Raw genomic sequence first — 22,106 nt, forward strand, 5'->3', positions numbered from 1 at the left:
GCGCTCAGCCGCCGATGGCGTTCATGCCACGAGCGGGCTGGAGGAAGGAGGGGTCGTTGATCGCGTGACCTGGCAGCTTGCCGTGCACGCACGAGCGCAAGAGCGCCTCGATCGCAGCAGCACGCTCGATCGGCGCGACCGACGCCGCGGTGTCGCGCAGCACGCCCGTGAGGTCGTATTCGGCGTTCGAGAAGAGGCAATTGCGGAACTGTCCGTCGGCAGTCAGGCGCAGCCGGTCGCACGCCCCGCAGAACGGCGCGGTGACCGAGGCGATCACGCCGACCTCGTGCGGGCCGCCGTCGATGCGCCACTTCTCGGCAGGCGCCCCGCCACGGCCAGGCACCGGATCGAGCTGCCAGCGTTCGCCGAGCTTCTCCAGGATCTCCTCGCGGGTGACCATCGTGGTGCGGTCCCACGTGTGGCCGGCATCCAGCGGCATCTGCTCGATGAAGCGCAGCTGTGCGCCGACGTCCATCGCGAACTGCACCAGATCGGCGAGCTCGTCGTCGTTGACGCCGCGCATCGCGACGGCGTTGAGCTTGAGCGGGCGGAGCTCGGATGCCGCGGCCGCGGCGATTCCCTCGAGCACATCGTCGAAGCGGTCGCGGCGGGTCAGGTCGGCGAACTTCTGCCGGTCGATCGTGTCGATGCTGATGTTGAGCCGCGTGAGGCCCGCTTCGATGAGCGCGGGGAGCTTGTCGGCGAGACTGATGCCGTTCGTCGTCATCGCGACCTCGACCCGGCCGTCGGGACCCTCGATCCGGGCGATGCGGTGCACCACGTCGACGATGTCGCGGCGGAGCAGGGGCTCGCCCCCGGTGAGGCGGAAAGTACGGATGCCGAGGTGCGCGGCGGCCTCGGCCACCTCAACGATCTCGTCGGTCGAGAGGATGCTGGAGCGCGCGAGCCACTCGTTGCCCTGCTCGGGCATGCAGTAGGTGCAGCGCAGTGAGCAGCGATCGGTGAGCGAGATGCGCAGGTCTCGGTGCACCCGCCCGTGGGTGTCGACGAGCCGGTCGCCCATGGTCGCGAGAGCAGCATCGGAAGCGGTCGTCCGCCGCCCGATCGCGACCGGAACCGCGGTCATCGCCTCACCCCGTTCCCCGCCATGGTTCGACACTAACTCGGGCCGGAGGGGTCGGGGCCCGTTCCGGCATCCTGACCCGCTTCCTCCTCGCACCGCCACCTGCGCCGACCCACCCCTCTCTGCGCGAGCCACCCTCTTCCACGCCCGCCGCAAAGGGGTGGCTCGGGCGCAAAGGGGTGGGTCGGCGAGCGGGGTCAGGATGCTGCGACGAACCGCACGTGCTCCGGGGCGACGTGCAGGGTCAGCGCGTCACCGGGGCGCAGGGCGCCGGCATCCGACAGCGACATGTCGACGGCGCCGAGATCGGTCAGCACGCGCACGCCCGCCAGCGTCGGTTCGATTCGCCTCGCCACAGCCCGCCACGAGTTCACGGCATCGCCCTCATCCACCACGAGCACGTTCCCTGGCCGGAAGACGGCGGCCAGCGCGGTCCCGTCCACGGCGGCGAGCGCCTTCGATGCGGCATCCGCGGCGAGCAGCCCCACCTCACCGCTCCGCCATCCGCCGCCACTCGCGGCTCCCTCGATGCGGTTCACGCCGGCGATGGACGCGACGAAGGCGGACACCGGCGCGGCGAGCACGTCGCGCACGGCGCCCTCCTGAGTGACCCGCCCGGCCTCGATCACGACCAGCCGGTCGGCGAGGGCCACCGCATCCGCGGCGTCGTGCGTCACCGCGACGGTGGTCGTATCCGCGAGTTGCTCGCGCAGCATCCGTCTGATGTCGCCGGCGGTGTCGGGATCGAGCGCCACGAGCGGCTCGTCCAGCAGCACGACCCGCGGCGAAGCGGCGAGCGCTCGAGCCACGGCGACGCGCTGGGCTTCGCCCCCCGAGAGCTCCTGCGGGCGGCGGTCCCCGGAGCCCGGGAGCCCGACGCGCGCCAGCCAGTCGTCCGCGTCCCGTCGCGCCTCGCTCGCAGGGATGCCCGCAGCACGGGGCCCGAACGCCACGTTCTCGCGCGCGGTCAGGTGCGGAAACAGGCGCGGGTTCTGCCCCAGCAGCACGATGCCGCGTCGCATAGGCTCGGTGCGGACACGCGGCTGCGTCGCTCGGTCGACGACCCGGCCGCCGACCTCGATCTCGCCCTCTCCGATCGGAACGAAACCCGCGAGCGCCTGCAGCAGCGTCGACTTGCCCGCACCGCTCGGGCCCATGATCGCGACGGTCTCTCCCGCGCCGACCCGCAGCGCGACGTCGACGACGAAGTGCTCGCGCGGCACGACCACCCGTGCACCGAGGGCGCTCACCGCGCTGCTCCCGGCCGCCAGCCGCGCACGAGCAGCAGCACGGCGATCGCCGCCGCGAGCAGCAGCAGTGCGAGGGCGACCGCGGTGCCCTGCGAGACGCCGGCGCCGTTGAAGGCCGTGTAGATCGCGAGCGGCATCGTCTGGGTCACGCCGGGCCGGTTGCCGGCGAACAGCGCGGTCGCGCCGAACTCCCCGATCGCCCTCGCGAAGCAGAGCACCACACCGGCGACGATGCCCGGTGCGGCGAGCGGGAGCGTGACGCGACGCAGGATCGTCCAGCGGCTCGCCCCGAGCGCTGCGGCGGTGCGCTCGTAATCGACCCCCGAGGAGCGCACGGCGCCTTCGACCGCGAGCACGAGGAACGGCAGCGCCACGAACGTCTGCGCGAGCACGACGGCCGGGGTGCTGAACGAGATCCCGAGTCCGCCGAGCCACCCTGCCCGACCGAAAAGGTAGAGCAGCGCGACGCCGCCGACCATCGGCGGAAGCACGAGTGGCACGGTGACGGCTGCGCGGAGCACGGCGGCGAGACCGGGCCCCGAACGGGCGATCATCAGCGCGAGGGGCACGCCCACGACGACGCAGAGGAGGGTCGCGAGGAGTCCGGTGCCGAGCGAGAGGAGCAGCGCCGACCGCGCGGCCTCCGACGTCACATCGGCGAGGAACGTCGACCACTGCACGCGCGCGACGAGCGCCGCGAGCGGCAAGATCAGGAAGGCGAGGCCTACGAGCGCCGGCGCCACGATCGCACGCGGCGCGTATCCGCGCGCGTCCGTGCTCACGGCGCTCCGAAGCCGTGGCCCGCGAGGATCTTCTGGCCGGCGCCCGACAGCACGAAGGCGACGAACGCCTCGGCGGCGGCGGCATTCGGAGCACCGTCGAGCGTGGCGATCGGGTAGCGGTTCACGACATCGTCGGCGCCGTCGGGCACGATCGCTTCCACGTCCTCGCGGTCGACCACGTCGGTCGCATAGACGAGTCCTGCATCCGCCTCGCCGGTCGCGACCTTCGTCAGCACGGCCGTGACGTTCTGCTCGAGACTCGCTGCCTCGACCGCGACGTCGGCATTCGACAGCAGGGTGGTGGATGCCGCGCCGCACGGCACCTCGGGAGCGCAGAGCACCGTCGTGACGTCGACGAGGTCGGCGAGGCTCTCGACGCCGCCCGGGTTCCCCGCGGGAACGGCGATCACGAGCGTGTTCGAGGCGAACAGCGTCGGATCCGTCGCGAGATCGGCGAGCTTCTCCATGTTCTCCTCATCCGCCGACGCGAACACGTCGCCGGGTGCCCCCTCCTGCAGTTGGGTCACGAGCGTGGACGAGCCGTCGTAGACGGGGCTGAAGGTCACGGCGGGGTTCTCGTCGGTGAAGGCGGCGCCGATCTCGTCGAACGCGGACTGCAGCGACGCGGCCGCATAGACCGTGAGGTCTCCGGACAGTGCGCTGCCCTCGGCCGCGGGCTCGTCGGCCGTCGATCCGGACGAGGACGAGCACCCGGTGAGGGCGAGCACGGCGAGCGCGAGCACCGCGGCGGATCGGAGCAGCGAGCGCGTCATGTCAGCCCTTCGGCACGTCGACGACGACGTGGGTCGCCTTCACGGATGCGGTGGCGAGGGAGCCGACCTCGAGGTGCAGTTCCCGGGCCGCCTCGGCGGACATGAGCGAGACGACGCGATGCGGCCCGGACTGCAGATCGATCTGCGCCATCAGCCCGTCGATCTGCACGCGGGTCACGATGCCGACGAAGCGGTTCCGGGCACTCGACAGCGTCCCGCCGGGATCGGTCGCCTCGTCGGCGAGGGCGAGCGCCCGGGCGGCGAGCGCGTCACCGGGGATCTCGGCGGGCACCGCATCGGTGATCGGGAGCAGCCCCTGATCGATCCAGCGGCGCACGGTGTCGTCGCTGACCCCGAGCAGCTGGGCCGCGCGGGCGATGCGGAAGCTCTGCATGCTCAAAGATTACCGCGTTTGCGGATGAATATGTCGTTTTTTTCCGCATGCGCGGGAGCCGATCGGCAGTCGTCGTGACGTCGCCGTCGCCGCCGAGCCCGCCAGCGGCCCGAGGGGGCACAATGATCGGAGCGACGAGCATCACGAGGGAGTGCCATGGGAGAGCAGGCTGCACCGCCCCCGGTGGTTCCGGACGACATCGACGACCTCATCCGTCGTCTCCGCGCCTTCCGGGCGGTGCCCGTGCCCGACGGTCACGGATGGAACCGTGGCGTGGAGAGCGGATACGTGGAATCGCTGATGGACTACTGGGCGTCCGAATACGACTGGCGCGCCCAGGAGGAGAGGATCCGCGGCCTCGGATGGGAGTTCGCCGGCGCCTCCCCTTCGCTGCGGGTCGTCCACCGGCCCGCCAGGGAAGCGCGAGCCACCGTGCTTCTCCTCCACGGTTGGCCCGACTCGGTGCTCCGTTTCGAGAAGATCCTCCCGCGCCTCGACGACGTGAACGTGGTCGCACCGGCACTGCCCGGCTTCCCCTTCGCGGCCCCCGTGCCCGAGGGAGGCATGTCCTCCGTCGAGATGGCGGCAGCGGTCGCCGACGCCATGTCGGATCTGGGATACGCGCGTTACATCGTCTCGGCCGGCGACGTGGGGTGCGACGTCGCGGAGGCGCTCGCCGCAGCTCATCCTGATGCGGTCGCGGCCCTGCACTTGACGGATGTCTCGCAGTACCACTTCCTCGTCGATCCGCCCGAGGACCTTTCGCCCCAGGAACGAGAGTACGTCCGGTACGGCCATCGCTGGCAGGCCGCAGAGGGCGGATACATGCACGAGCAGTCGACGAAACCGCACACCGTCGCCGTCGGGCTGGGCGACTCGCCCGCGGGCCTTGCAGCATGGATCCTCGAGAAGCTGCGCGCGTGGACGGACTGCAACGGCGACGTGGAGTCGGTCTTCACTCGTGACGAGCTCTTGACATGGGTCTCCGTCTACTGGTTCGGGCGCTGCATCGGCACCTCCTTCACGCCCTACGCGGCGGCAGGAGCGAAGTCGTGGCCGAAGATCACCACACCGACGGTGTTCACCGTATTCGCGAAAGACCTCGTCAACGCGCCCCGAGACTTCGCCGAGCGCTTCTTCGCCGTCGAGCAATGGACGGAGTACGAACGCGGAGGACATTTCGCGGCCTGGGAACAGCCCGACGCCTACCTCTCAGGCATCACCTCCGCCATCGACATCGCCACAAGACAGGGCGACGCACGTGCGACGCGCCCGTAGGCACGGAGTCGTGCCGCGGGCGATCCCGCTCGGCCGCCGACGCGCAGGGGGCCGGCCGTAGTCGCACGTCTCGAACACTCGGCCAGTTCTCGCGATCGCGCTCGTCGCCGGTCATCACGACATAGCCTGGTGCCATGCAGCCGCTCGTCAGCCCCGCACCCGCCCTCGACCCCGCGGAGCTCGTGCGCACCGCGCGTCACGCGGTGCTAGCGGGCATCGGCGAGGAGGGGCAGCGGCGACTCGCGGCATCCCACGTCGCCGTCGTCGGAGCCGGCGGCATCGGCTCTCCCGTGCTGCTCGCGCTCGCGGCCGCCGGGGTCGGCACGATCACCGTGATCGACGACGACGTCGTCGAGCTCACGAACCTGCAGCGTCAGCTCGCGCACCGGGCGGAAGACGTGGGCACCGCGAAGACGGCCTCGGCCGTGCGGGCGATCACGGCGCTCTCCCCTGGGGCGACGGTGGTGCCGATGCCCGTGCGGCTCGACGCCGCGAACGCGACCGGTCTGTTCGAGGGCGCCGACGTGGTGGTCGACACGAGCGACTCCTTCGCGACTCGACGCGATGTCGCCGCGGCGACGGAGGCGCTCGGCATCCCCCTCGTGTGGGGTGCTGTGCAGGAATGGCACGCGCAGGCGACCGTGTTCTGGTCGGCGCCGCCCGCCGGTCACGATGCCGTCGTGCTGGCCGACCTCTTCCCACCAGGGACCGAGGGCGAACCACCCAGCTGCGCGCAGGTCGGCGTGCTCGGCGCGCTGTGCGTACAGATCGGCGGGATGCTGGCGGGCGAAGTCGTGAAGCTCGTCACCGGAGCGGGCGAACCGCTGCTCGGTCGCCTCGCCGTGATCGACGCGCTCACGGCGCGACAGCACGAGATCGCGATCCGTCCGGCGGTGACGGCGTGAGCGCCCGCCGCACGGTCGAGGAACAGCTCGCACGCGTGCTCGACGCGGTGCGGAGGCTCCCCGCCGAGCAGGTGCGGATCCAGGATGCCGCCGGCCGCACCCTCGCGGCGGATGCGACCGCCGCCCACGACATCCCGCTGTTCGACAACTCCGCGATGGACGGGTTCGCCGTGCGCGCGGCCGACGTCGCCGCGGCGTCGGCCGCGAGTCCGGTGACGCTGCGCGTCGTCGCCGATCTGCCGGCGGGGGTGTCGGACGATCCGGCGCTCGGCGCGGGCGAGGCCGCGCGGATCATGACGGGGTCTCCGGCGCCGACCGCCGCCGACGCGATCGTGCCGTTCGAGGACACGGCGGGCGGTCTCGCCGATTCGCTGGGCGAGGTGCGTGTGCTGCGGGCTCCGACACCCGGGGCGTTCGTGCGGCGCCGCGGCGCCGACCTGCGCGCGGGCGACACCGTGGTGCGCGCGGGCGAGCGCGTCGGTGCCTTCCAGCTCGCCGCGGCCGTCGCAGCCGGCATCGACCGGGTCACCGTCACCCGCGCTCCGCGCGTGGCCGTCGTCTCGACGGGCAGCGAGCTGCTCTCTCCCGGTGAGACTCCCACGCGAGGCCGCATCCCCGACTCCAACGGCCCGCTCCTGCAACAGCTCGTGGCGGATGCCGGCGCCGAGGTCGTGCTCGTCGCCCGGGTGCCCGACGAAGCGGATGCCGTCGCCGCCGTCACGGCCGACGCGGTCTCGCGCGGCGCCGACGTGATCGTCTTCACGGGCGGCGTGAGCGCGGGCGCGTACGAGCCGGTGCGCGGCGCGTTCGACGGCCGCGGGGAAGTGGAGTTCGCGAGCGTCGCCATGCAGCCGGGCAAACCTCAGGCGTTCGGGGCTCTGGGCGGGGACACCCTCGTCTTCGGCCTGCCGGGCAACCCCGTCAGCGTGGCCGTGTCGTTCGAGGTCTTCGTGCGACCGGCGCTGCTCGCGCTGCAGGGTCGCGCCGAGATCCACCGTCCGCGTGCCTCGTTCACCGCCGACGCCGACTGGACGACGCCGCCGGGACGCCGTCAGTACCTCCCCGCCGTGGTCGACCTCGCGGCTCGCACCGTGCGACCGGCGACCGCAGGCGGATCCGGCTCGCACCTCGCCGGCGGCCTCGCCCGCGCGCACGCCTTCGCGATCGTGCCGGCCGAGGTCGAGCGCGTCGCCGTGGGCGACCCGATCGATGTCATGCTGGTCGGATGAGCTTCCCGCATCTCGACGCGTCAGGGCGCGCGCACATGGTCGACGTGACCGGCAAGCAGCCGACAGTCCGCACCGCCACCGCCCGCGGCTTCGTGCGGTGCAGCGCCGAGGTCGTCACCGCGCTGCGCGACGGCACCGCACCGAAGGGCGACGTGCTCGCGGTCGCCCGCATCGCCGGCATCCAGGCTGCGAAGTCGACGCCCTCGCTCCTGCCCCTCGCCCACGTGATCGGCGTGCACCGCGCGAGCGTCGAGCTCGACATCGTCGCCGACGGCGTGCACATCGAGGCCACCGTCGGCACCGCCGACCGCACCGGCGTGGAGATGGAGGCGCTCACCGCGGTGTCGGTCGCCGCCCTCGCCGTCGTCGACATGATCAAGGGCCTCGACCGCTCCGTCGTGATCGAAGACGTGCGGATCGTGGCGAAGTCGGGCGGACGCTCGGGCGACTGGGTGCGCGAGGGTGAGACGCGATGACGCGCGTGCGCTACTTCGCCGCGGCGGCCGAGGCCGCGGGCACGGATGCCGAGGAGCGCTCGGAGAGCACGCTGACCGCGCTTCGTGCAGCGGTGGTCGCGCAGCATCCGGCACTCGCCGCCATCCTGCCGCGGTGCGCCGTGATGGTCGACGGCGTGAGGAGCGACGATGACCGACCGCTCGACGGCGTCGAGCTCGTCGACGTGCTGCCGCCCTTCGCCGGCGGCTGACCCCCTTCCCCCACACCCTCTCGTACCGTACCCACGCCCTGCCGCCCCCGCCCTGCCGCGCCCCCTCACTCCACGCCGAGCCACCCCTTTCTGCGCGAGCCACCCCTTTCCGCGCGGTACACAGAGGGGTGGCTCGCACAGAAGGGGGTGGCTCGCGCAGAACGGTGACGGGGCGCGGGGGCGACGGGACGGTGAGGGGCGCGCGGGATGCCGGCGCGGGCGCGCGTCAGCCGCCGATGCCCTTCCACAGCGTCGAGCCGTCGGATTCGAGCTGACGCTTCCACACGGGAAGGTCCCGCTTGATGTCCTCGATCACCGCACGGCACACCTCGAACGCCTCGGCGCGGTGCTCGGCGGCGACGGCGATGATCACCGCGGCGTCCCCGACTGCGAGCCGGCCGATCCGGTGGCTCACGGCGACGTCGACGCGCGCCGCGCCCACGGCATCCGCCCCCGCCTTCTCTGCGATCGAGCGCAGCACGGCTTCGGCATCGGGATGCGCGCTGTACTCGAGGCCGACGACGGGCGTCTCCGCGTCGGGGTCGTTGTCGCGCACGCGGCCGATGAAGGTCGTGACGCCGCCGAGCGCCGGGTCCTCCACAGCCCGCAGGTGCGCGTCGAGGTCGAGCTGCTGCTCCGAGATGGCTGCCAATCGGACTGTGTTCATCAGTGGTCCCCTCCGTCGAGCTGCTCCACGATGTGCCGAGCGACGCCCAGCACGACCGGCACACCCGAGGCGACGGCACGCGTCGACCCGGGAAGATTGACGATCAGCGCCCCGGCCGGGTCCACGACGCCCGCGAGCCCGCGCGACAGCACCGAGAGCGGGGTGTCGGCGAGGCCGCTGCGCCGCAACTCCTCCGCGAGGCCGGGCACCTCGCGCGTGATGACCTGTCGGGTCCCCTCGGGCGTCAGGTCGCGCGGGGCGACTCCGGTGCCGCCGGTCGTGACGATGAGGCGCACCCCTCGCGCGACAGCGCGGCGCAGCGCGTCGGCCACGGAATCGATGCCGTCGGCCACGATCTCGGCATCCGGGCAGTGCCACCCGGCATCCCGCAGCAGACCGACGGCGATCGGACCGCCGCGGTCCTCGCGCTCCCCCGCGAACGAGCGATCCGAGACCGTGATCACACACGCGGGGAGCGACGTCATGGCTCCACCCTAGGCGCAGGCCACCCGCCGCGCACGGCTCAGGCGACCCGGATCAGCGAACGCTGCCAGCCGGTCGATCCGTCAGGGGCGATGGGCGCGCGGTCCTCGATCTGCAGGTCGCCGTTCTTGTTCACGGCGCGCACGGCCACGTAGTGGGTCCCGGGTGTCGCGTCCCACTCGAGGAACCACTGCACCCAGGTGTTCTCGTTGACGGGGGCCGAGAGGGTGGCCGGCGTCCAGTCGCCGTTGTCGATGCTGACCTCGACGCGCTCGATGCCGACCGTCTGCGCCCACGCGACTCCGGCGATCGCGATCCTGCCTGCGTCGACCGCCGCGCCGAGCTTCGGGGTGTCGATACGCGACGAGAACTTGATCGGGGCCTCTGCGCTGTACCCGCGCGGGGTCCAGTACGCCTCGTCCTTCTCGAACGTCGTGACCTTGAGCTCGGTGACCCACTTCGTCGCCGAGACGTAGCCGTACAGGCCCGGCACGACCATACGCACCGGGAAGCCGTGCTCCGGGGGCAACGGCTCTCCGTTCATGGCCACCGCGAAGATGGCGTCGAGGTTGTCGTCGGTCAGGGCCGACAGCGGGGTACTGGCCGTGTACCCGTCGACGCTCTTCGAGAGCACCATGTCGGCATCCCCCTTCACGCCGGCTTTCTTCAGCACGTCCCGTACCGGCACGCCGAGCCACTTCGCGTTGCCGACGAGCTCGCCGCCGACCTCGTTCGAGACGCAGGTGAGGGTGATGACGTACTCGTCGAGTCCCATGTCGAGCAGGTCCTGGAAGCTCATCTCCACGCGCTCGTCGACCATGCCGTCGATCACGAGTCGCCATGTCTCGGGGTCGACGGTCGGCACCGTCAGCGCGGTGTCGACGCGGTAGAAGTCCTTGTTCGGGGTGAACAGCGGGCTGATCCCTTCGATGTCGAGCTCGGCGCCGTTCGGGATCGTGACGGTCGATTTCGGCTTCGGCAGCGTGAGGTTGTCGCGGATCGCCTCGACCGAGGTCACGGCCATGCTCACGGCGCGAGACGCGACGCCGACGATGACGGCGGACGCTCCGGCTATGCCGGCGAGCAGGAAGAACTGACGACGGCCCATCGCCTTCGGCGCCTCCTGGCCGTCGGCCGGGATGACAGCGGCCTTCCAGGCGCGCAGACGTCGCGACAGCATCACGAGGATGACGGCTCCGGCGGCGGCTCCGAGCAGCGGGGGGAGGAAGCCGAGGGGGCTGACGCCGGCGCGGGTCACGACCGCGGCGGTCGAAAGGGCACCGGCGATCACGATGACGACCACGCCGAGCGGCGGACGCACGTACTCGAGGATGCCGCCCACCGCCGATGCGATCACGACGGCCAGACCGAGGCCCGCGAGCAGGGCGATCTTGTCGTATTCGCCGAACGTCGCGATCGCGAACTCTTTGAACGGCTGCGGCACGATGTCGATGACGAATCCGCCGACCGCGAGGACGGGACTCGCCGACCGCGCGAGGATCAGGGCGAACAGCTCGGCCACCGCGAGGAACACCGCCCCGCTGACGAGTCCGGCCAGAGCGGCCCAGGCGAAGAACCGCTTGCCTCCCTGCGTGCTGCGCTGCGCCATGATGCACTCCTCCACCGTGTGTCTCACCCTGTTCGGAGCAGATGGAGGATCGGATGCCGAGGCAACTTCTGCGGCCATGGTCGCGTTCTGCGGCCATGGCCGGATCTACTGGCCGCAGAAGCGACCCCAGGCCGCAGAAGTTGCCCGCCCGGGCAACCCGGCCGGGGCGAGCCTCAGACCTGCACGACGTGGGGCGGCGGGGGCGGCGGCAGTTCGCGCCGGGGCACGCCGTGCGCCTCGCGGTGCAGGCGCTCCATGCGGCTGTCGAGCTCGGCAGCGGCCTCCGCGGCATCCGTCAGGCTCTCGACGAGGTGCGAGGGCACCTGGTTCGAGAACTTGTAGTAGATCTTGTGCTCGAGACTGGCCCAGAAGTCCATGGCGATGGTGCGGAACTGCACCTCGACCGGCACCGACAGCGCTCCGGTCGAGAGGAAGACCGGCACCTCGATGATCGCGTGCAGGCTCTTGTATCCGTTGTCCTTGGGCTGGGCGATGTAGTCCTTGACGGTGCGGACGGTCACGTCGTCCTGCGCGGTGAGCAGATCGAACAGACGGTACACGTCGGCGACGAAGCTGCAGGTGACGCGCACGCCGGCGATGTCGGTGATCTCCGCCCGGATTCGCTCGAAGTCGGGTTCCTCGATCCCCTTGCGGGCGATCTTCTCGACGATGCTGTCGGGCGTCTTCAGGCGGCTCTTGACGTGCTCGATCGGGTTGTACGAGTGGTGATGCGTGAACTCGTCGCGGAGGATGCCGATCTTCGTCTCGACCTCCCGCATCCCGAACTCGTACTCCCTCAGGAAGCGCTGGAATTCGTCGCGGAGCTCCCGAGTCTGCTGGATCGCGTCATCGGTGACCTGGAGGGACGTCATGGCTCCGACGTTACGCGTTCGTGATCGGAAAGGGCTGTGGATCTCCGATGTCGCGTGTCGCGCACCTGACACCATCGCGCACCCTTGACCGCATCGGCCGACCGGTCTAGAACGGAGCACATGACGAGCCCAGGCGAGAAGTGGACGCACGCGTACGTCGAGGCGTGGCGGTCGAACGACCCCGACCAGATCGGCGCGCTCTTCACCGACGACGCGCGGTACCTGACCAGTCCGGACGCGGAGCCTCGGGTCGGACGCGAGGCGATCGTGACCGGCTGGCTCGACGACCTCGACGACCCGGGCACCTGGTCGTTCGAGTGGTGGATCGTCCGGGAGGATGCCGGGTTCGTCGCCGTCGAGGGCCGCACGAAGTACCCCTCCGAGCGCCACTACCTCAACCTGTGGATCGTGCGATTGGATGCCGACGGCCGGGCGACCGAGTTCACGGAGTGGTACATGCCGCGTCCGCACGAGGACTGAGGGCGCCGCGGGCGTGAGGATTCCGTTAGGGCGGCACGGCGCGCCGTAGGGATTCCGTGAGGATGACGTAAGCGAAGCGTCAGCGGGCGTAGAGTCGCCCGACGTGTCAGATGAATCACGCGAGACCACGGACGCTCCTCCGCTCGCCAAACGCATCCTCATCGGCGAACCGCTGACGAGCCAGCAGGTCGACGATCAGCTGCTGCCCAAGAAGATGGCGCTGCCGATCTTCGCGTCGGACGCGCTGAGCTCCGTGGCCTACGCGCCGCAGGAACTCGTGATGATCCTGCTCATCGGCGGTCTGACCTTCCTCTCCTTCACGCCGCTGGTCGCGACGGCGGTCGTCGTGCTGCTCATCGTCGTGGTGCTGAGCTACCGGCAGCTCATCAAGGCCTACCCGTCGGGCGGAGGCGACTACGAGGTCGCGTCGAAGAACCTCGGCGAGATCCCGGGCGTCGTCGTCGCGGCCGCGCTGCTGGTCGACTACGTGCTGACGGTCGCGGTCTCGGTCTCATCGGGCGTCGACAACATCATCTCCGCCGTTCCCGGTCTCGACCCGCTGCGCGTCGAGCTCGCCGTCGGGTTCGTGATCCTCATCATCATCGTGAACCTGCGCGGGGTGCGCGAGGCGTCGCTCGTGTTCGCAATCCCCACCTACGTCTTCATCGGCTCGGTCGGCTTCATGATCGTGACCGGGCTGATCCGAACGGTCCTCGGAGATGCGCCGGTGGCGTCGAGCGCCGAGTTCGCCGTGCACTCGGAGGACCTCGGGCAGGCGGCCGTGATCCTCCTGATCCTCCGGGCCTTCTCGAGCGGATGCTCCGCCCTCACCGGCGTCGAGGCCGTGTCGAACGGCGTGCCCGCCTTCCGCACGCCGAAGATCCGCAACGCCCAGACCACCCTCGTGCTCATGGGGTCGATCGCCGCGTGCCTGTTCGCCGGGCTCACCGCCCTCGCGCTGATCGCCGGCGTGCACTACGCCGAGAACCCCTGCGACCTGGTCGGCTTCGACTGCTCCAATCCCCAGCCGAGCCTCATGGCGCAGATCGCCTCGGCGACGTTCGGCGGCGGCAGCATCCTGTTCTTCATCATCCAGGCGGCGACCGCCTGCGTGCTGCTCCTCGCGGCCAATACCGCTTTCAACGGCTTCCCGCTGCTCGGGTCGGTGCTGGCCCGCGACGGCTACGCGCCGAAGTCGCTGAACACCCGCGGCGACCGGCTCGTGTTCTCGAACGGCATGATCGTGCTCGGTATCGCCGCGATCGCCGTGCTCGTGGTCTTCCAGGCGCGGCTCACGACCCTCATCCAGCTGTACATCATCGGCGTGTTCGTGTCGTTCTCGCTCGGACAGATCGGCATGGTCCGGCATTGGCGGCGCGTGCTGCGAGGGCCTGCGGAGACGTCGAAGGATGCCGGAGTCGACGGCGCCTCGGCATCCGACCGCCGCTCGGCGAGGGTCGGGCTGGTCATCAACTCCGCGGGCGCGACCCTGACGGTGCTCGTGCTGGTGATCGTGACGATCACCAAGTTCACGCACGGCGCATACCTGGTGTTCTTCGCCATCCCGATCCTGGCGTTCCTCATGATGGGGGTGAAGCGGTACTACCGCGACGTCGAGCACGAGATCGCGATCGACGACACGACGAAGTTCGGGGCGACGGGCGACTTGGCGATCGTGCTGGTCAACCGGCTGCAGAAGCCGGTCGCGAAGGCCGTGGACTATGCGGTCGCCGCGAAGCACGACAAGACGATCGGTCTGCACGTCGCCGTGGCATCCGACGACGTCGCCGAGCTGCAGAGGGAGTGGCGCGACCACCTCGTGCCGATCCCGCTGGTGATCGTGGAGTCGCCGTATCGCGCGTTCGCGCAGCCGGTGGCGCAGTTCATCAAGCAGTACCGGGCGAAGCACGGCGCCTCGGTCGTGACGGTGTACCTGCCGCAGTACATCGTCGGGCACTGGTGGGAGACGTTCCTGCACAACCGCCGCGCCCGCCGCATGGCCAACCAGCTCATGCTCGTGCACGGGGTGACGATCACGCTCGTGCCCTGGCTGCTCGATTCGTCGGAGCTCATCTACGGGCGCCGGTCGCGTCCGCTTCCCGGACAGGAGCGCGCCGGTCGACCGGTCGTCGTGAACGGGCGCCGCGCGCACCGGCCGGAGGGTCCGCCCGAGGCCTGAGGGCCGTGCGTGGGCCGCGCCTGCGCCGTCGCCCGCGCCGCCGCCGTGGCCGGGGCCGTGGCCGTGGCCGGCATCCGCGACGTGGCCGGGCTTCCGCGACGCAGGCCCACCTTCCGGGCCGAGCCCACCTTCCGGGCGCAGTTGCGGCCAGGTCGCGATCGCCCGCCTCCGCTCCGGTCGCAGAAGGTGCCGTTCGTAGGGGATCTGCGCGGCACGACGTGCGACCCGAATGACCGACGGGCGGCGCAACACGGCACGAAGTGCGACCCGAATGACCGACGGGCGGCGCAACACGGCACGAAGTGCGACCCGAATGACGGATCGGCGCGCTGATCGAGGTCAGCCGGCGACGAGCGCGAGCACGAGAGTCGCGACCGACACGGTCGGCACGGCCACGGCCGCGCCCCAGAGCATCAGGTCCCGCCAGCGGATCTCGACACCCAGCGACACGACCCGGTGATGCCACAGGAGTGTCGCGAGCGACGCCCACGGCGTGATCAGCGGCCCGAGATTCACGCCGATCAGCAACGCCATCAGGGCGACAGGATCGGATGCCGCCGGCTCGAGGATCAGGTACGCGGGCAGGTTGTTCACCCCGTTGGCGGCGAGCGCTCCGACCGAGGCGAGTCCGAGCAGTTGGCCCACGCCGTGGCCGTCGGTCGCAAGGGCGGAGAGGGCATCGAGGATGCCGTTCGCGTGCGCCGTCTCGACGAGCACGAACAGGGAGGTCGCGAGTCCGATCGCCTGCCACGGCACGAGAGACAGGCGCAGCACGTGGCGTCGGCGCACGGCGAACAGCGTCACGAGCAGCACCGCGGCGACGGTCGCCGGGATCCACACGTCGTGCGTGAGCGCCAGCAGGGGCATGAGGAGGACGAGGATTCCCGCGGCTCCCCAGAACAGGACGCGGTCGGACGCGGCGGCAGCCGACGGCATCCGATATCCGCTGAACAGCGTGCGGCGGTGCACGATCGTGAGCAGGGCGACCGGCACGATGATGCCGACGAGCGTCGGCGCCCAGCTGAGCGCGAGGAAGGATGCCGGTGACGCGCCGATCGCCGGAGCCGCCAGCAGGTTCGTCAGGTTCGAGACGGGCAGTGCGAGGGATGCCGTGTTCGCGAGCCACACGGTCGCGAGGGCGAACGGGATCGGTGAGACGCCGATGCTCTGCGCGAGCACGACGACCACCGGCGTGACGATGACCGCGGTCGTGTCGAGCGACAGGAACACCGTGCTCACGACAGCGAGCAGCACGACCGAGGCCCAGAGTGCGATGACGCGTCCGCGTCCCCAGCGAGCGAGACGCTGCGCGACGACGTCGAACACCGCCGCATCGCGCGCCAGCTCGGCGACGATGGTGATCGCCACGACGAATCCGAGAACGGGTGCGATCCGCGCGCCGAGCGCCCCGGCGTCCGACGCGGGGAGGATGCCGAAGACGAGGCAGATCGCGGCGACCGCGACGAGCACCAGGACGATGATGATGCCCGGTCCCAGCCGTCGTCGCGTCGCGCTCACTTCGTGAGTGTACGGCCCGGAGGGGCGGATCGCGTCACCGGCCGAGAGCCGACGGCGCGGAGTCTAGGATTCAAGGGCGGGACCGGGGATTCCTCGGCGAGGAGCGAACGCGCACGACCGAGCCCGATCCGCGCCGATGAGCGGGAGGGCGAATGGCGGCATCCGGCACGCGCGGCAGGCTCCGCGTCCTGCTCGGCGCAGCCCCCGGGGTGGGCAAGACGTTCGAGATGCTCTCCGAGGGACGACGGATGCTCGACGAGGGCCGCGACGTCGTGGTCGCGCTCGTCGAGACCCACGAGCGCGCAGCGACCAGGGCGCTGACCGCCGGCATCCCCGAGGTACCCCTTCGCGCCGCCCTGCATCGCGGGATGCCGGTGACGGAGATGGATGTGGAGGCGGTGCTCGCGCGGCATCCCGAGATCGCGCTCGTCGACGAGCTCGCCCACACCAACGCCCCGGGGTCGACTAATGCGAAGCGGTGGCAGGACGTCGAGGTGCTGCTGGATGCCGGCATCGACGTCGTCACGACGCTGAACGTGCAGCACATCGAGTCCCTCGGCGCCGTCGTGCAGAAGATCACCGGGGTCGCTCAGCAGGAGACGGTGCCGGATGCCGTGGTGCGGGCTGCGGACGAGATCGAGGTCGTCGACCTCGCCCCGGAGTCGCTGCGCGACCGTCTCTCCGCCGGTCTGGTCTACCCGGCCGAGCGCGTCGATGCGGCGCTGTCGAACTACTTCCGCCTCGGCAACCTCACGGCGCTCCGCGAGCTCGCACTGCTGTGGCTCGCCGACGAGGTCGACTCGGCACTGCGCAGCTACCGCGCCGATCAGGGCATCGAGAGCACCTGGCAGGCGCGGGAGCGCGTGGTCGTGGCGCTCACCGGCGGCCCCGAGGGCGAGACGCTGCTGCGCCGAGGTGCGCGGATCGCGGCGCGCGCCGCCGGCGGCGAACTGCTCGCGGTGCACGTCGCCGCGCAGGACGGACTGCGTGACGCGACGCCGGGTGCTCTCGCGGCGCAGCGGTCGCTCGTCGAGTCGCTCGGCGGGACGTTCCACCAGATGGTCGGCGACGACATCCCTGGCACCCTCGTCGAGTTCGCACAGAGCGTCGACGCGACGCAGCTCGTGATCGGGGTCAGCCGACGCGGTCGCATCGCCGCCGCGCTGACCGGACCGGGTATCGGCGCCGAGGTCATCCGCCGCTCCGGCGACATCGACGTGCACATCGTCACGCACGCCGCGGCCGGCAACCGCGTGCGTCTGCCGCGCATCACCGGCGGCGCGCTGGGCTGGCGCCGACAGGTGCTCGGATTCGCGGTCGCGCTCGTCGTCGGGCCGATTCTGTCGTGGGTGATGTTCACGTTCCGCAGCCCCGAGTCGATCACGGCCGAGGTGCTCGCCTACCAGCTGCTCGTCGTGGTCGTGGCGCTCGTGGGCGGCCTGGGGCCGGCCGTCTTCGCCGCCGTGCTCTCGGGCATCACCCTCGATCTGCTCTTCGTCGCGCCGCTGTTCACCATCACGATCGCGCACCCCCTGCACGTGCTCGCGCTGGCACTGTACGTGCTGATCGCCGTGCTCGTGAGCATCATCGTCGATCAGGCCGCCCGACGTGCCCGCACCGCGCAGCGCGCCGCCGCGGAGGCCGAGCTGCTCGCCGCCGTCGCGGGGAACGTGCTGCGCGGAGACAACGCGGTGCTCGCCCTCGTCAGCCGCACGCGAGAGGCTTTCGGACTGGCGGGCGTGCGACTCCTGACACCCGACGGCGAGGTGCTCGCGAGCGACGGCGAACCCGTGCCCGACGGCCGAGTCACCCGCGTCGCGGTGGGCGGCGCATCACCCGCGGTCCTCGAGCTCAGCGGAGAACCCCTCGACAGCCCGGCCCGGCGACTGCTCGACGCGATCGTCGCGCAGCTCGCGGCGGCGATCGAGCACACCGACCTGCGGGCGACGGCGCGGGAGGCCGTGGCCCTCGCCGAGACCGATCAGGTGCGCACGGCGCTGCTGTCGGCCGTGAGCCACGATCTGCGGCGACCGCTCGCCTCGGCCGTCGCCGCGATCGGCGGGCTCCGTGGGGCGCACGCGCTGTCGGCATCCGATCGCGAGGAGCTGCTGGCGACCGCCGACGAGAGTCTCGCGACGCTGACGGCCCTGGTCACCGATCTGCTCGACGTCAGCCGGGTGCAGGCCGGGGTACTCGCGGTGTCGGCGATGCCGATCGACGTGGCGGACCCCGTGCTCGCGGCGGTCGACGAGCTCGGCCTCGGTCCGAGCGACGTCGAGCTGGCACTCGACCCCGACCTCCCCGCGGTGACCGCCGACCCGGTGCTGCTGCAGCGCGTGCTCGTGAACGTGGTCGCGAACGCCCGCCGCCACGCGCCGGACGGCAGCCGCGTGCTCGTGTCGACCAGCGCGATCGACGACCGAGCCGAGATCCGGGTCATCGACCGCGGCGCGGGGATCCCGACCGAGAATCGGGATGCGATCTTCCAGCCGTTCCAGCGGCTCGGCGACACCGACAACACCACCGGGCTCGGGCTCGGGCTCGCTCTGTCGCGCGGATTCGCCGAGGGCATGGGCGGTAGCCTGACACCGGAGGACACCCCGGGCGGTGGACTCACGATGGTGATCTCGCTGCCGCTCGTCGGCGCCGACACGGAGGGCACGGAGTGAAGCTGCTCATCGCCGACGACGACCCGCAGATGGTGCGGGCGCTGCGCATCACGCTGGCGGCGCACGGCTACGAGGTGGTGGTCGCAGCCGATGGAGCCGCGGCTGTGGCGACGGCCGCGGCATCGCACCCCGACCTGATCATGCTCGATCTCGGGATGCCGCAGCTCGACGGCATCGAGGTCATCCAGGCCCTGCGCGGATGGACGAGCGTGCCCATCATCGTCGTCTCCGGGCGCACCGGCTCCGCCGACAAGGTCGAGGCGCTGGACGCCGGCGCCGACGACTTCGTGACCAAGCCGTTCCAGGTCGACGAGCTGCTCGCCCGGCTGCGCGCGCTGTCGCGACGAGCGACGCCGGCCGGGGAATCCACCGTCGGTTTCGGAGACGTCGTCGTCGACCTCGCCACGAAGACCGTCACACGCTCGGGCGCGCGCGTTCACCTCACGCCCACCGAGTGGCGGATGCTGGAGCATCTCGCCCGGCATCCCGGCGCCCTCGTCACCCGGCAGGACCTGCTGAAGGAGATCTGGGGCAGCGAGCAGGTCGCCGACTCGGGATACCTGCGGCTGTACATGTCGCAGCTGCGCAAGAAGCTCGAGCGCGAGCCCGGGTCGCCCGAGCACCTGCTGACCGAGTCGGGGATGGGCTACCGACTCGTTCTCTGAGGGGGGAGCGCGCTGCTGCGGCTGCGGAGCGCTGACGCGCCGACAACTTCTGCGGCCTTGGGTGACTTTGGCGGCCGTAAAGCGCCGCAGCGGCCGCAGAAGTTGACTCGGGCCGAAAACGTCACGCGCCGGAGGGGCGCCGCGGGCGCGGGGGTCAGCCGACGCGCGTGCGGGTCAGCGGGAGACGGATGCCGCGCGGCGGCGCCGCAGCACGCCGACGACACCGGCGAGGACGAGCGCGGCGGCGACGACGATTCCCGCGATCGCGGTGACCGTGCTGTCGGGTTCGCCGGTGAGGCGTCCGACCGCGAGCCACGAGAGTCCCCAGGCGGTGGCGAGCGACGGGGCGATCCGCTTCAGCACGAGCGCGCTGGCGACCCCGATCACGAGGACGACGGCGAGCACGGCGACGGCCCAGACCTCGGCCTGATCCGCCCAGTCCGCCGGGGCGGTCTGCGTGAGCCAGGCCGCGGCGTTCGCGACGGTCGCGATCGTGACCCAGCCGAAGTGCAGGCCGTTGGCGCCGTCGACGACGATCCGCTCAGGCCAGGTGCGCGGGCTGTGGCGGTTGAGAAGCACCATGACCCGGGCGAGAGCGGCGAGCAGCAGCGCGATGACGAGCACAGTCAGCGGCAGGGTGAGGAACTGCGCCGTCACGAGCCACAGACCGTTGAGAACCATGGTCGCGGCGATCCACCATCCCGCCGTGCGCTGACGCTCGTTGTCGCGCTGCGCGGGCAGCGCCTGCCACACGGTGTACGCGATGAGTCCGAGGTAGATGAGCGACCAGATCGAGAACGCCGGGCCGGCCGGCGCGAGGTACGAGCCGGATGCGGAGAGCGCGCCGTTCTGCAGCTCGTCGACGGACGTGCCCCCGACTGCACCCGACCCGACGGTGGCGGCGATCAACATGAAGACGGCCGCGGCTATGGTCACGGCCTGACGGATGATGTCCTTCGAGCGGGATTCCATGCTGGGCACGGTACGCGCCAGCCGAGCCGTCAGCCAGAGCCTTGACTCTCGCTTGGCTAACGTCTAGCCTGGCTAGCTAAATGCGGGTGGTTGACGCACCGCGGTGTCGATCAGCACCTCGGCGGCATCCCGCGCCTGCACCGCGACGGACGAGTCACCGGAGATCGCAGCCGTGCTCTGCGCGCCCTCCGCGAGGATCGACAGTTGCGCGGCGAGGGAGGCCGGCGCCCCGGCATCCGTCACCAGTCCCGTCATGTAACGCTGGAACGACGCCTTGTGCTCGCGCACGATCTCGGCGACCTCGGGATTCGTGCCGCCGAGCTCGCCGAAGGCGTTGATGAACGCACAGCCGCGGAAGCCGTCGGAGCAGAACCAGTCCTCGAGGTAACCGTAGACGGCGAGCAGGCGGTCGCGCGGATCAGCTCCGGCATCCACCACCGCACCGGTCAGTCCGGACTCCCACTCCCCGTGCTTACGGGCGAGCACGGCGGTGACGATGTCGGCTTTCGCCGGGAAGAGGGCGTACAGCCGGCGCAACGACACGCCGGACGCCGCGCGCAGCTCGTCCATGCCCACGGCCGCGTATCCCTTGCGGTAGTAGAGCTCCTCCGCGGCGGAGAGGATGCGCTCCCGAGCCTCTTCTTCGGTCATGTCCAAGAGTTTACTTGACATGAGAACGAACGTTCTCTAGATTGAACACATCGAGCGAGAACGATCGTTCTCACCAGAACCGAAAGGATCAGGATCATGGGTTACATCACCGTCGGAAACGAGAACAGCACCCCGATCGAGCTCTACTACGAGGACCAGGGATCGGGTCAGCCGGTCGTCCTGATCCACGGCTATCCGCTCGACGGCCACAGCTGGGAGCGCCAGACCCGCGAACTGCTCGACCAGGGTTACCGCGTCATCACGTACGACCGCCGCGGCTTCGGCGGCTCGTCGAAGGTGAACGCCGGCTACGACTACGACACCTTCGCCGCCGACCTCAACACGGTGCTCGAGACGCTCGACCTGCGCGACGTCGTGCTCGTCGGTTTCTCGATGGGCACGGGCGAGCTCGCCCGTTACGTCGCCAAGTACGGTCACGAGCGCGTCGCGAAGCTCGCATTCCTCGCCTCGCTCGAGCCGTTCCTCGTGCAGCGTGACGACAACCCCGAGGGCGTGCCGCAGGATGTGTTCGACGGGATCGCCGCCGCCGCGAAGGGCGACCGCTTCGCGTGGTTCACCCAGTTCTACAACGATTTCTACAACCTCGACGAGAACCTCGGCTCTCGCATCAGCCAGGAGGCCGTGACCGGCAGCTGGAACGTCGCCGTCGGCAGCGCGCCGGTCGCCGCCTACGCCGTCGTGCCCGCCTGGATCGAGGACTTCCGCGGTGACGTCGAGGCCGTGGCCGCCGCCGGCAAGCCCACCCTGATCCTGCACGGCACGAAGGACAACATCCTGCCGATCGACGCGACCGCTCGCCGGTTCCACCAGGCGGTGCCGGAGGCCGAGTACGTCGAGGTCGAGGGCGCGCCCCACGGCCTCCTCTGGACCCACGCCGACGAGGTCAACGCCGCCCTGAAGGGCTTCCTCACCAAGTAAT

22 protein-coding genes are annotated in these 22,106 nt (G+C 70.9%); 10 read left to right on the top strand and 12 right to left on the bottom strand.

The annotated features are described in order from the left end of the window. Nucleotides 1–4: 4 nt before the first annotated feature. The 5 genes from moaA to M3195_RS01160 all read right to left on the bottom strand — a co-directional run bounded on the left by moaA (nt 5) and on the right by M3195_RS01160 (nt 4,283). Nucleotides 5–1,087 carry a GTP 3',8-cyclase MoaA gene (gene moaA / locus M3195_RS01140; RefSeq protein ID WP_251584418.1) on the bottom strand — a complete coding sequence of 361 codons (1,083 nt, stop codon included), beginning with the start codon at nt 1,085–1,087 and terminating at the stop codon, nt 5–7. 194 nt (nt 1,088–1,281) lie between these two features. After that, the gene (locus tag M3195_RS01145) at nt 1,282–2,334 is read right to left on the bottom strand and encodes a sulfate/molybdate ABC transporter ATP-binding protein (protein WP_251584420.1); all 1,053 of its coding nucleotides are present in this window, start codon (nt 2,332–2,334) and stop codon (nt 1,282–1,284) included. Further along, nucleotides 2,331–3,116, bottom strand: a complete 786-nt coding sequence (modB, locus tag M3195_RS01150) for a molybdate ABC transporter permease subunit (RefSeq protein WP_251584422.1) — start codon at nt 3,114–3,116, stop codon at nt 2,331–2,333. The genes M3195_RS01145 and modB overlap by 4 nt, the downstream gene beginning before the upstream one ends. After that, nucleotides 3,113–3,889: a molybdate ABC transporter substrate-binding protein gene (modA, locus tag M3195_RS01155; RefSeq protein ID WP_251584423.1), complete on the bottom strand. Its 777-nt coding sequence runs from the start codon at nt 3,887–3,889 to the stop codon at nt 3,113–3,115. Before modA ends, modB begins: the two co-directional genes overlap by 4 nt. A 1-nt stretch (nt 3,890) precedes the next feature. Further along, nucleotides 3,891–4,283: a TOBE domain-containing protein gene (locus M3195_RS01160; protein ID WP_251584424.1), complete on the bottom strand. Its 393-nt coding sequence runs from the start codon at nt 4,281–4,283 to the stop codon at nt 3,891–3,893. Nucleotides 4,284–4,439: 156 nt separating this feature from the next. On the opposite strand from M3195_RS01160, the gene M3195_RS01165 reads away from it, so the two are divergent. The 5 genes from M3195_RS01165 (at nt 4,440) to M3195_RS01185 (ending at nt 8,401) form a co-directional block, all read left to right on the top strand. After that, nucleotides 4,440–5,561, top strand: a complete 1,122-nt coding sequence (locus M3195_RS01165) for an epoxide hydrolase family protein (RefSeq protein ID WP_251584425.1) — start codon at nt 4,440–4,442, stop codon at nt 5,559–5,561. Between the two features lie 134 nt (nt 5,562–5,695). After that, nucleotides 5,696–6,466 carry a HesA/MoeB/ThiF family protein gene (locus M3195_RS01170; protein ID WP_251584426.1) on the top strand — a complete coding sequence of 257 codons (771 nt, stop codon included), beginning with the start codon at nt 5,696–5,698 and terminating at the stop codon, nt 6,464–6,466. Next, the gene (locus tag M3195_RS01175) at nt 6,463–7,695 is read left to right on the top strand and encodes a molybdopterin molybdotransferase MoeA (protein WP_251584427.1); all 1,233 of its coding nucleotides are present in this window, start codon (nt 6,463–6,465) and stop codon (nt 7,693–7,695) included. Before M3195_RS01170 ends, M3195_RS01175 begins: the two co-directional genes overlap by 4 nt. Then, nucleotides 7,692–8,171 (top strand): cyclic pyranopterin monophosphate synthase MoaC, encoded by a 480-nt coding sequence (gene moaC / locus M3195_RS01180; protein ID WP_251584428.1) that lies wholly within the window; start codon nt 7,692–7,694, stop codon nt 8,169–8,171. The genes M3195_RS01175 and moaC overlap by 4 nt, the downstream gene beginning before the upstream one ends. Next, nucleotides 8,168–8,401, top strand: a complete 234-nt coding sequence (locus tag M3195_RS01185) for a MoaD/ThiS family protein (protein ID WP_251584429.1) — start codon at nt 8,168–8,170, stop codon at nt 8,399–8,401. Before moaC ends, M3195_RS01185 begins: the two co-directional genes overlap by 4 nt. A 226-nt stretch (nt 8,402–8,627) precedes the next feature. On the opposite strand, the gene M3195_RS01190 is transcribed toward M3195_RS01185, so the two are convergent. The 4 genes from M3195_RS01190 to M3195_RS01205 all read right to left on the bottom strand — a co-directional run bounded on the left by M3195_RS01190 (nt 8,628) and on the right by M3195_RS01205 (nt 12,032). Continuing rightward, nucleotides 8,628–9,068, bottom strand: a complete 441-nt coding sequence (locus tag M3195_RS01190; protein WP_251584431.1) for a molybdenum cofactor biosynthesis protein MoaE — start codon at nt 9,066–9,068, stop codon at nt 8,628–8,630. Then, on the bottom strand, nt 9,068–9,553 hold the full coding sequence (locus M3195_RS01195; protein WP_251584433.1) for a MogA/MoaB family molybdenum cofactor biosynthesis protein: 486 nt from the start codon (nt 9,551–9,553) through the stop codon (nt 9,068–9,070). Before M3195_RS01195 ends, M3195_RS01190 begins: the two co-directional genes overlap by 1 nt. Before the next feature lie 38 nt (nt 9,554–9,591). Further along, entirely contained in the window at nt 9,592–11,160 is a 1,569-nt protein-coding gene (locus tag M3195_RS01200; protein ID WP_251584435.1) for a molybdopterin-dependent oxidoreductase, read from the bottom strand. Between the two features lie 173 nt (nt 11,161–11,333). Continuing rightward, nucleotides 11,334–12,032: a GTP pyrophosphokinase gene (locus M3195_RS01205; protein ID WP_096713865.1), complete on the bottom strand. Its 699-nt coding sequence runs from the start codon at nt 12,030–12,032 to the stop codon at nt 11,334–11,336. A gap of 120 nt (nt 12,033–12,152) precedes the next feature. Between M3195_RS01205 and M3195_RS01210 the strand changes: the two genes are divergently transcribed. Further along, nucleotides 12,153–12,512, top strand: a complete 360-nt coding sequence (locus M3195_RS01210; RefSeq protein ID WP_251584437.1) for a nuclear transport factor 2 family protein — start codon at nt 12,153–12,155, stop codon at nt 12,510–12,512. A 103-nt stretch (nt 12,513–12,615) separates the two neighbouring features. Then, complete coding sequence (locus tag M3195_RS01215; protein ID WP_374209299.1) at nt 12,616–14,691, top strand: APC family permease; 2,076 nt, start codon at nt 12,616–12,618, stop codon at nt 14,689–14,691. A gap of 339 nt (nt 14,692–15,030) precedes the next feature. On the opposite strand, the gene M3195_RS01220 is transcribed toward M3195_RS01215, so the two are convergent. Then, nucleotides 15,031–16,209 (bottom strand): SLC13 family permease, encoded by a 1,179-nt coding sequence (locus M3195_RS01220; protein ID WP_251584439.1) that lies wholly within the window; start codon nt 16,207–16,209, stop codon nt 15,031–15,033. Nucleotides 16,210–16,361: 152 nt separating this feature from the next. On the opposite strand from M3195_RS01220, the gene M3195_RS01225 reads away from it, so the two are divergent. Then, nucleotides 16,362–18,878, top strand: a complete 2,517-nt coding sequence (locus M3195_RS01225) for an ATP-binding protein (RefSeq protein ID WP_251584441.1) — start codon at nt 16,362–16,364, stop codon at nt 18,876–18,878. Then, nucleotides 18,875–19,543: a response regulator gene (locus M3195_RS01230; protein ID WP_308211561.1), complete on the top strand. Its 669-nt coding sequence runs from the start codon at nt 18,875–18,877 to the stop codon at nt 19,541–19,543. Before M3195_RS01225 ends, M3195_RS01230 begins: the two co-directional genes overlap by 4 nt. Nucleotides 19,544–19,717: 174 nt before the next feature. Here M3195_RS01230 and M3195_RS01235 read toward each other — a convergent pair whose 3' ends face one another. Together M3195_RS01235 and M3195_RS01240 are read right to left on the bottom strand one after the other, a co-directional pair. After that, entirely contained in the window at nt 19,718–20,515 is a 798-nt protein-coding gene (locus M3195_RS01235; protein ID WP_251584443.1) for a tryptophan-rich sensory protein, read from the bottom strand. A 72-nt stretch (nt 20,516–20,587) separates the two neighbouring features. Then, nucleotides 20,588–21,166 (bottom strand): TetR/AcrR family transcriptional regulator, encoded by a 579-nt coding sequence (locus M3195_RS01240; RefSeq protein WP_251584445.1) that lies wholly within the window; start codon nt 21,164–21,166, stop codon nt 20,588–20,590. A 96-nt stretch (nt 21,167–21,262) separates the two neighbouring features. On the opposite strand from M3195_RS01240, the gene M3195_RS01245 reads away from it, so the two are divergent. Further along, nucleotides 21,263–22,105: an alpha/beta fold hydrolase gene (locus tag M3195_RS01245; RefSeq protein ID WP_251584446.1), complete on the top strand. Its 843-nt coding sequence runs from the start codon at nt 21,263–21,265 to the stop codon at nt 22,103–22,105. The last annotated feature ends 1 nt before the right edge of the window (nt 22,106 follow it).

It is taken from the genome of Microbacterium hydrocarbonoxydans (assembly GCF_023715885.1).
Taxonomy (GTDB): domain Bacteria; phylum Actinomycetota; class Actinomycetes; order Actinomycetales; family Microbacteriaceae; genus Microbacterium; species Microbacterium hydrocarbonoxydans_C.

Bases quoted from the DNA above. Each gene is read 5' to 3' on its own strand.
- moaA (WP_251584418.1), bottom strand. From the start codon at position 1,087: ATGACCGCGGTTCCGGTCGCGATCGGGCGGCGGACGACCGCTTCCGAT.
- M3195_RS01245 (WP_251584446.1), top strand. From the start codon at position 21,263: ATGGGTTACATCACCGTCGGAAACGAGAACAGCACCCCGATCGAGCTC.
- M3195_RS01210 (WP_251584437.1), top strand. From the start codon at position 12,153: ATGACGAGCCCAGGCGAGAAGTGGACGCACGCGTACGTCGAGGCGTGG.
- modA (WP_251584423.1), bottom strand. From the start codon at position 3,889: ATGACGCGCTCGCTGCTCCGATCCGCCGCGGTGCTCGCGCTCGCCGTG.
- M3195_RS01240 (WP_251584445.1), bottom strand. From the start codon at position 21,166: ATGACCGAAGAAGAGGCTCGGGAGCGCATCCTCTCCGCCGCGGAGGAG.
- M3195_RS01200 (WP_251584435.1), bottom strand. From the start codon at position 11,160: ATGGCGCAGCGCAGCACGCAGGGAGGCAAGCGGTTCTTCGCCTGGGCC.
- M3195_RS01205 (WP_096713865.1), bottom strand. From the start codon at position 12,032: ATGACGTCCCTCCAGGTCACCGATGACGCGATCCAGCAGACTCGGGAG.
- M3195_RS01195 (WP_251584433.1), bottom strand. From the start codon at position 9,553: ATGACGTCGCTCCCCGCGTGTGTGATCACGGTCTCGGATCGCTCGTTC.
- M3195_RS01160 (WP_251584424.1), bottom strand. From the start codon at position 4,283: ATGCAGAGCTTCCGCATCGCCCGCGCGGCCCAGCTGCTCGGGGTCAGC.
- moaC (WP_251584428.1), top strand. From the start codon at position 7,692: ATGAGCTTCCCGCATCTCGACGCGTCAGGGCGCGCGCACATGGTCGAC.
- M3195_RS01170 (WP_251584426.1), top strand. From the start codon at position 5,696: ATGCAGCCGCTCGTCAGCCCCGCACCCGCCCTCGACCCCGCGGAGCTC.
- M3195_RS01225 (WP_251584441.1), top strand. From the start codon at position 16,362: ATGGCGGCATCCGGCACGCGCGGCAGGCTCCGCGTCCTGCTCGGCGCA.
- M3195_RS01185 (WP_251584429.1), top strand. From the start codon at position 8,168: ATGACGCGCGTGCGCTACTTCGCCGCGGCGGCCGAGGCCGCGGGCACG.
- M3195_RS01235 (WP_251584443.1), bottom strand. From the start codon at position 20,515: ATGGAATCCCGCTCGAAGGACATCATCCGTCAGGCCGTGACCATAGCC.
- M3195_RS01165 (WP_251584425.1), top strand. From the start codon at position 4,440: ATGGGAGAGCAGGCTGCACCGCCCCCGGTGGTTCCGGACGACATCGAC.
- M3195_RS01190 (WP_251584431.1), bottom strand. From the start codon at position 9,068: ATGAACACAGTCCGATTGGCAGCCATCTCGGAGCAGCAGCTCGACCTC.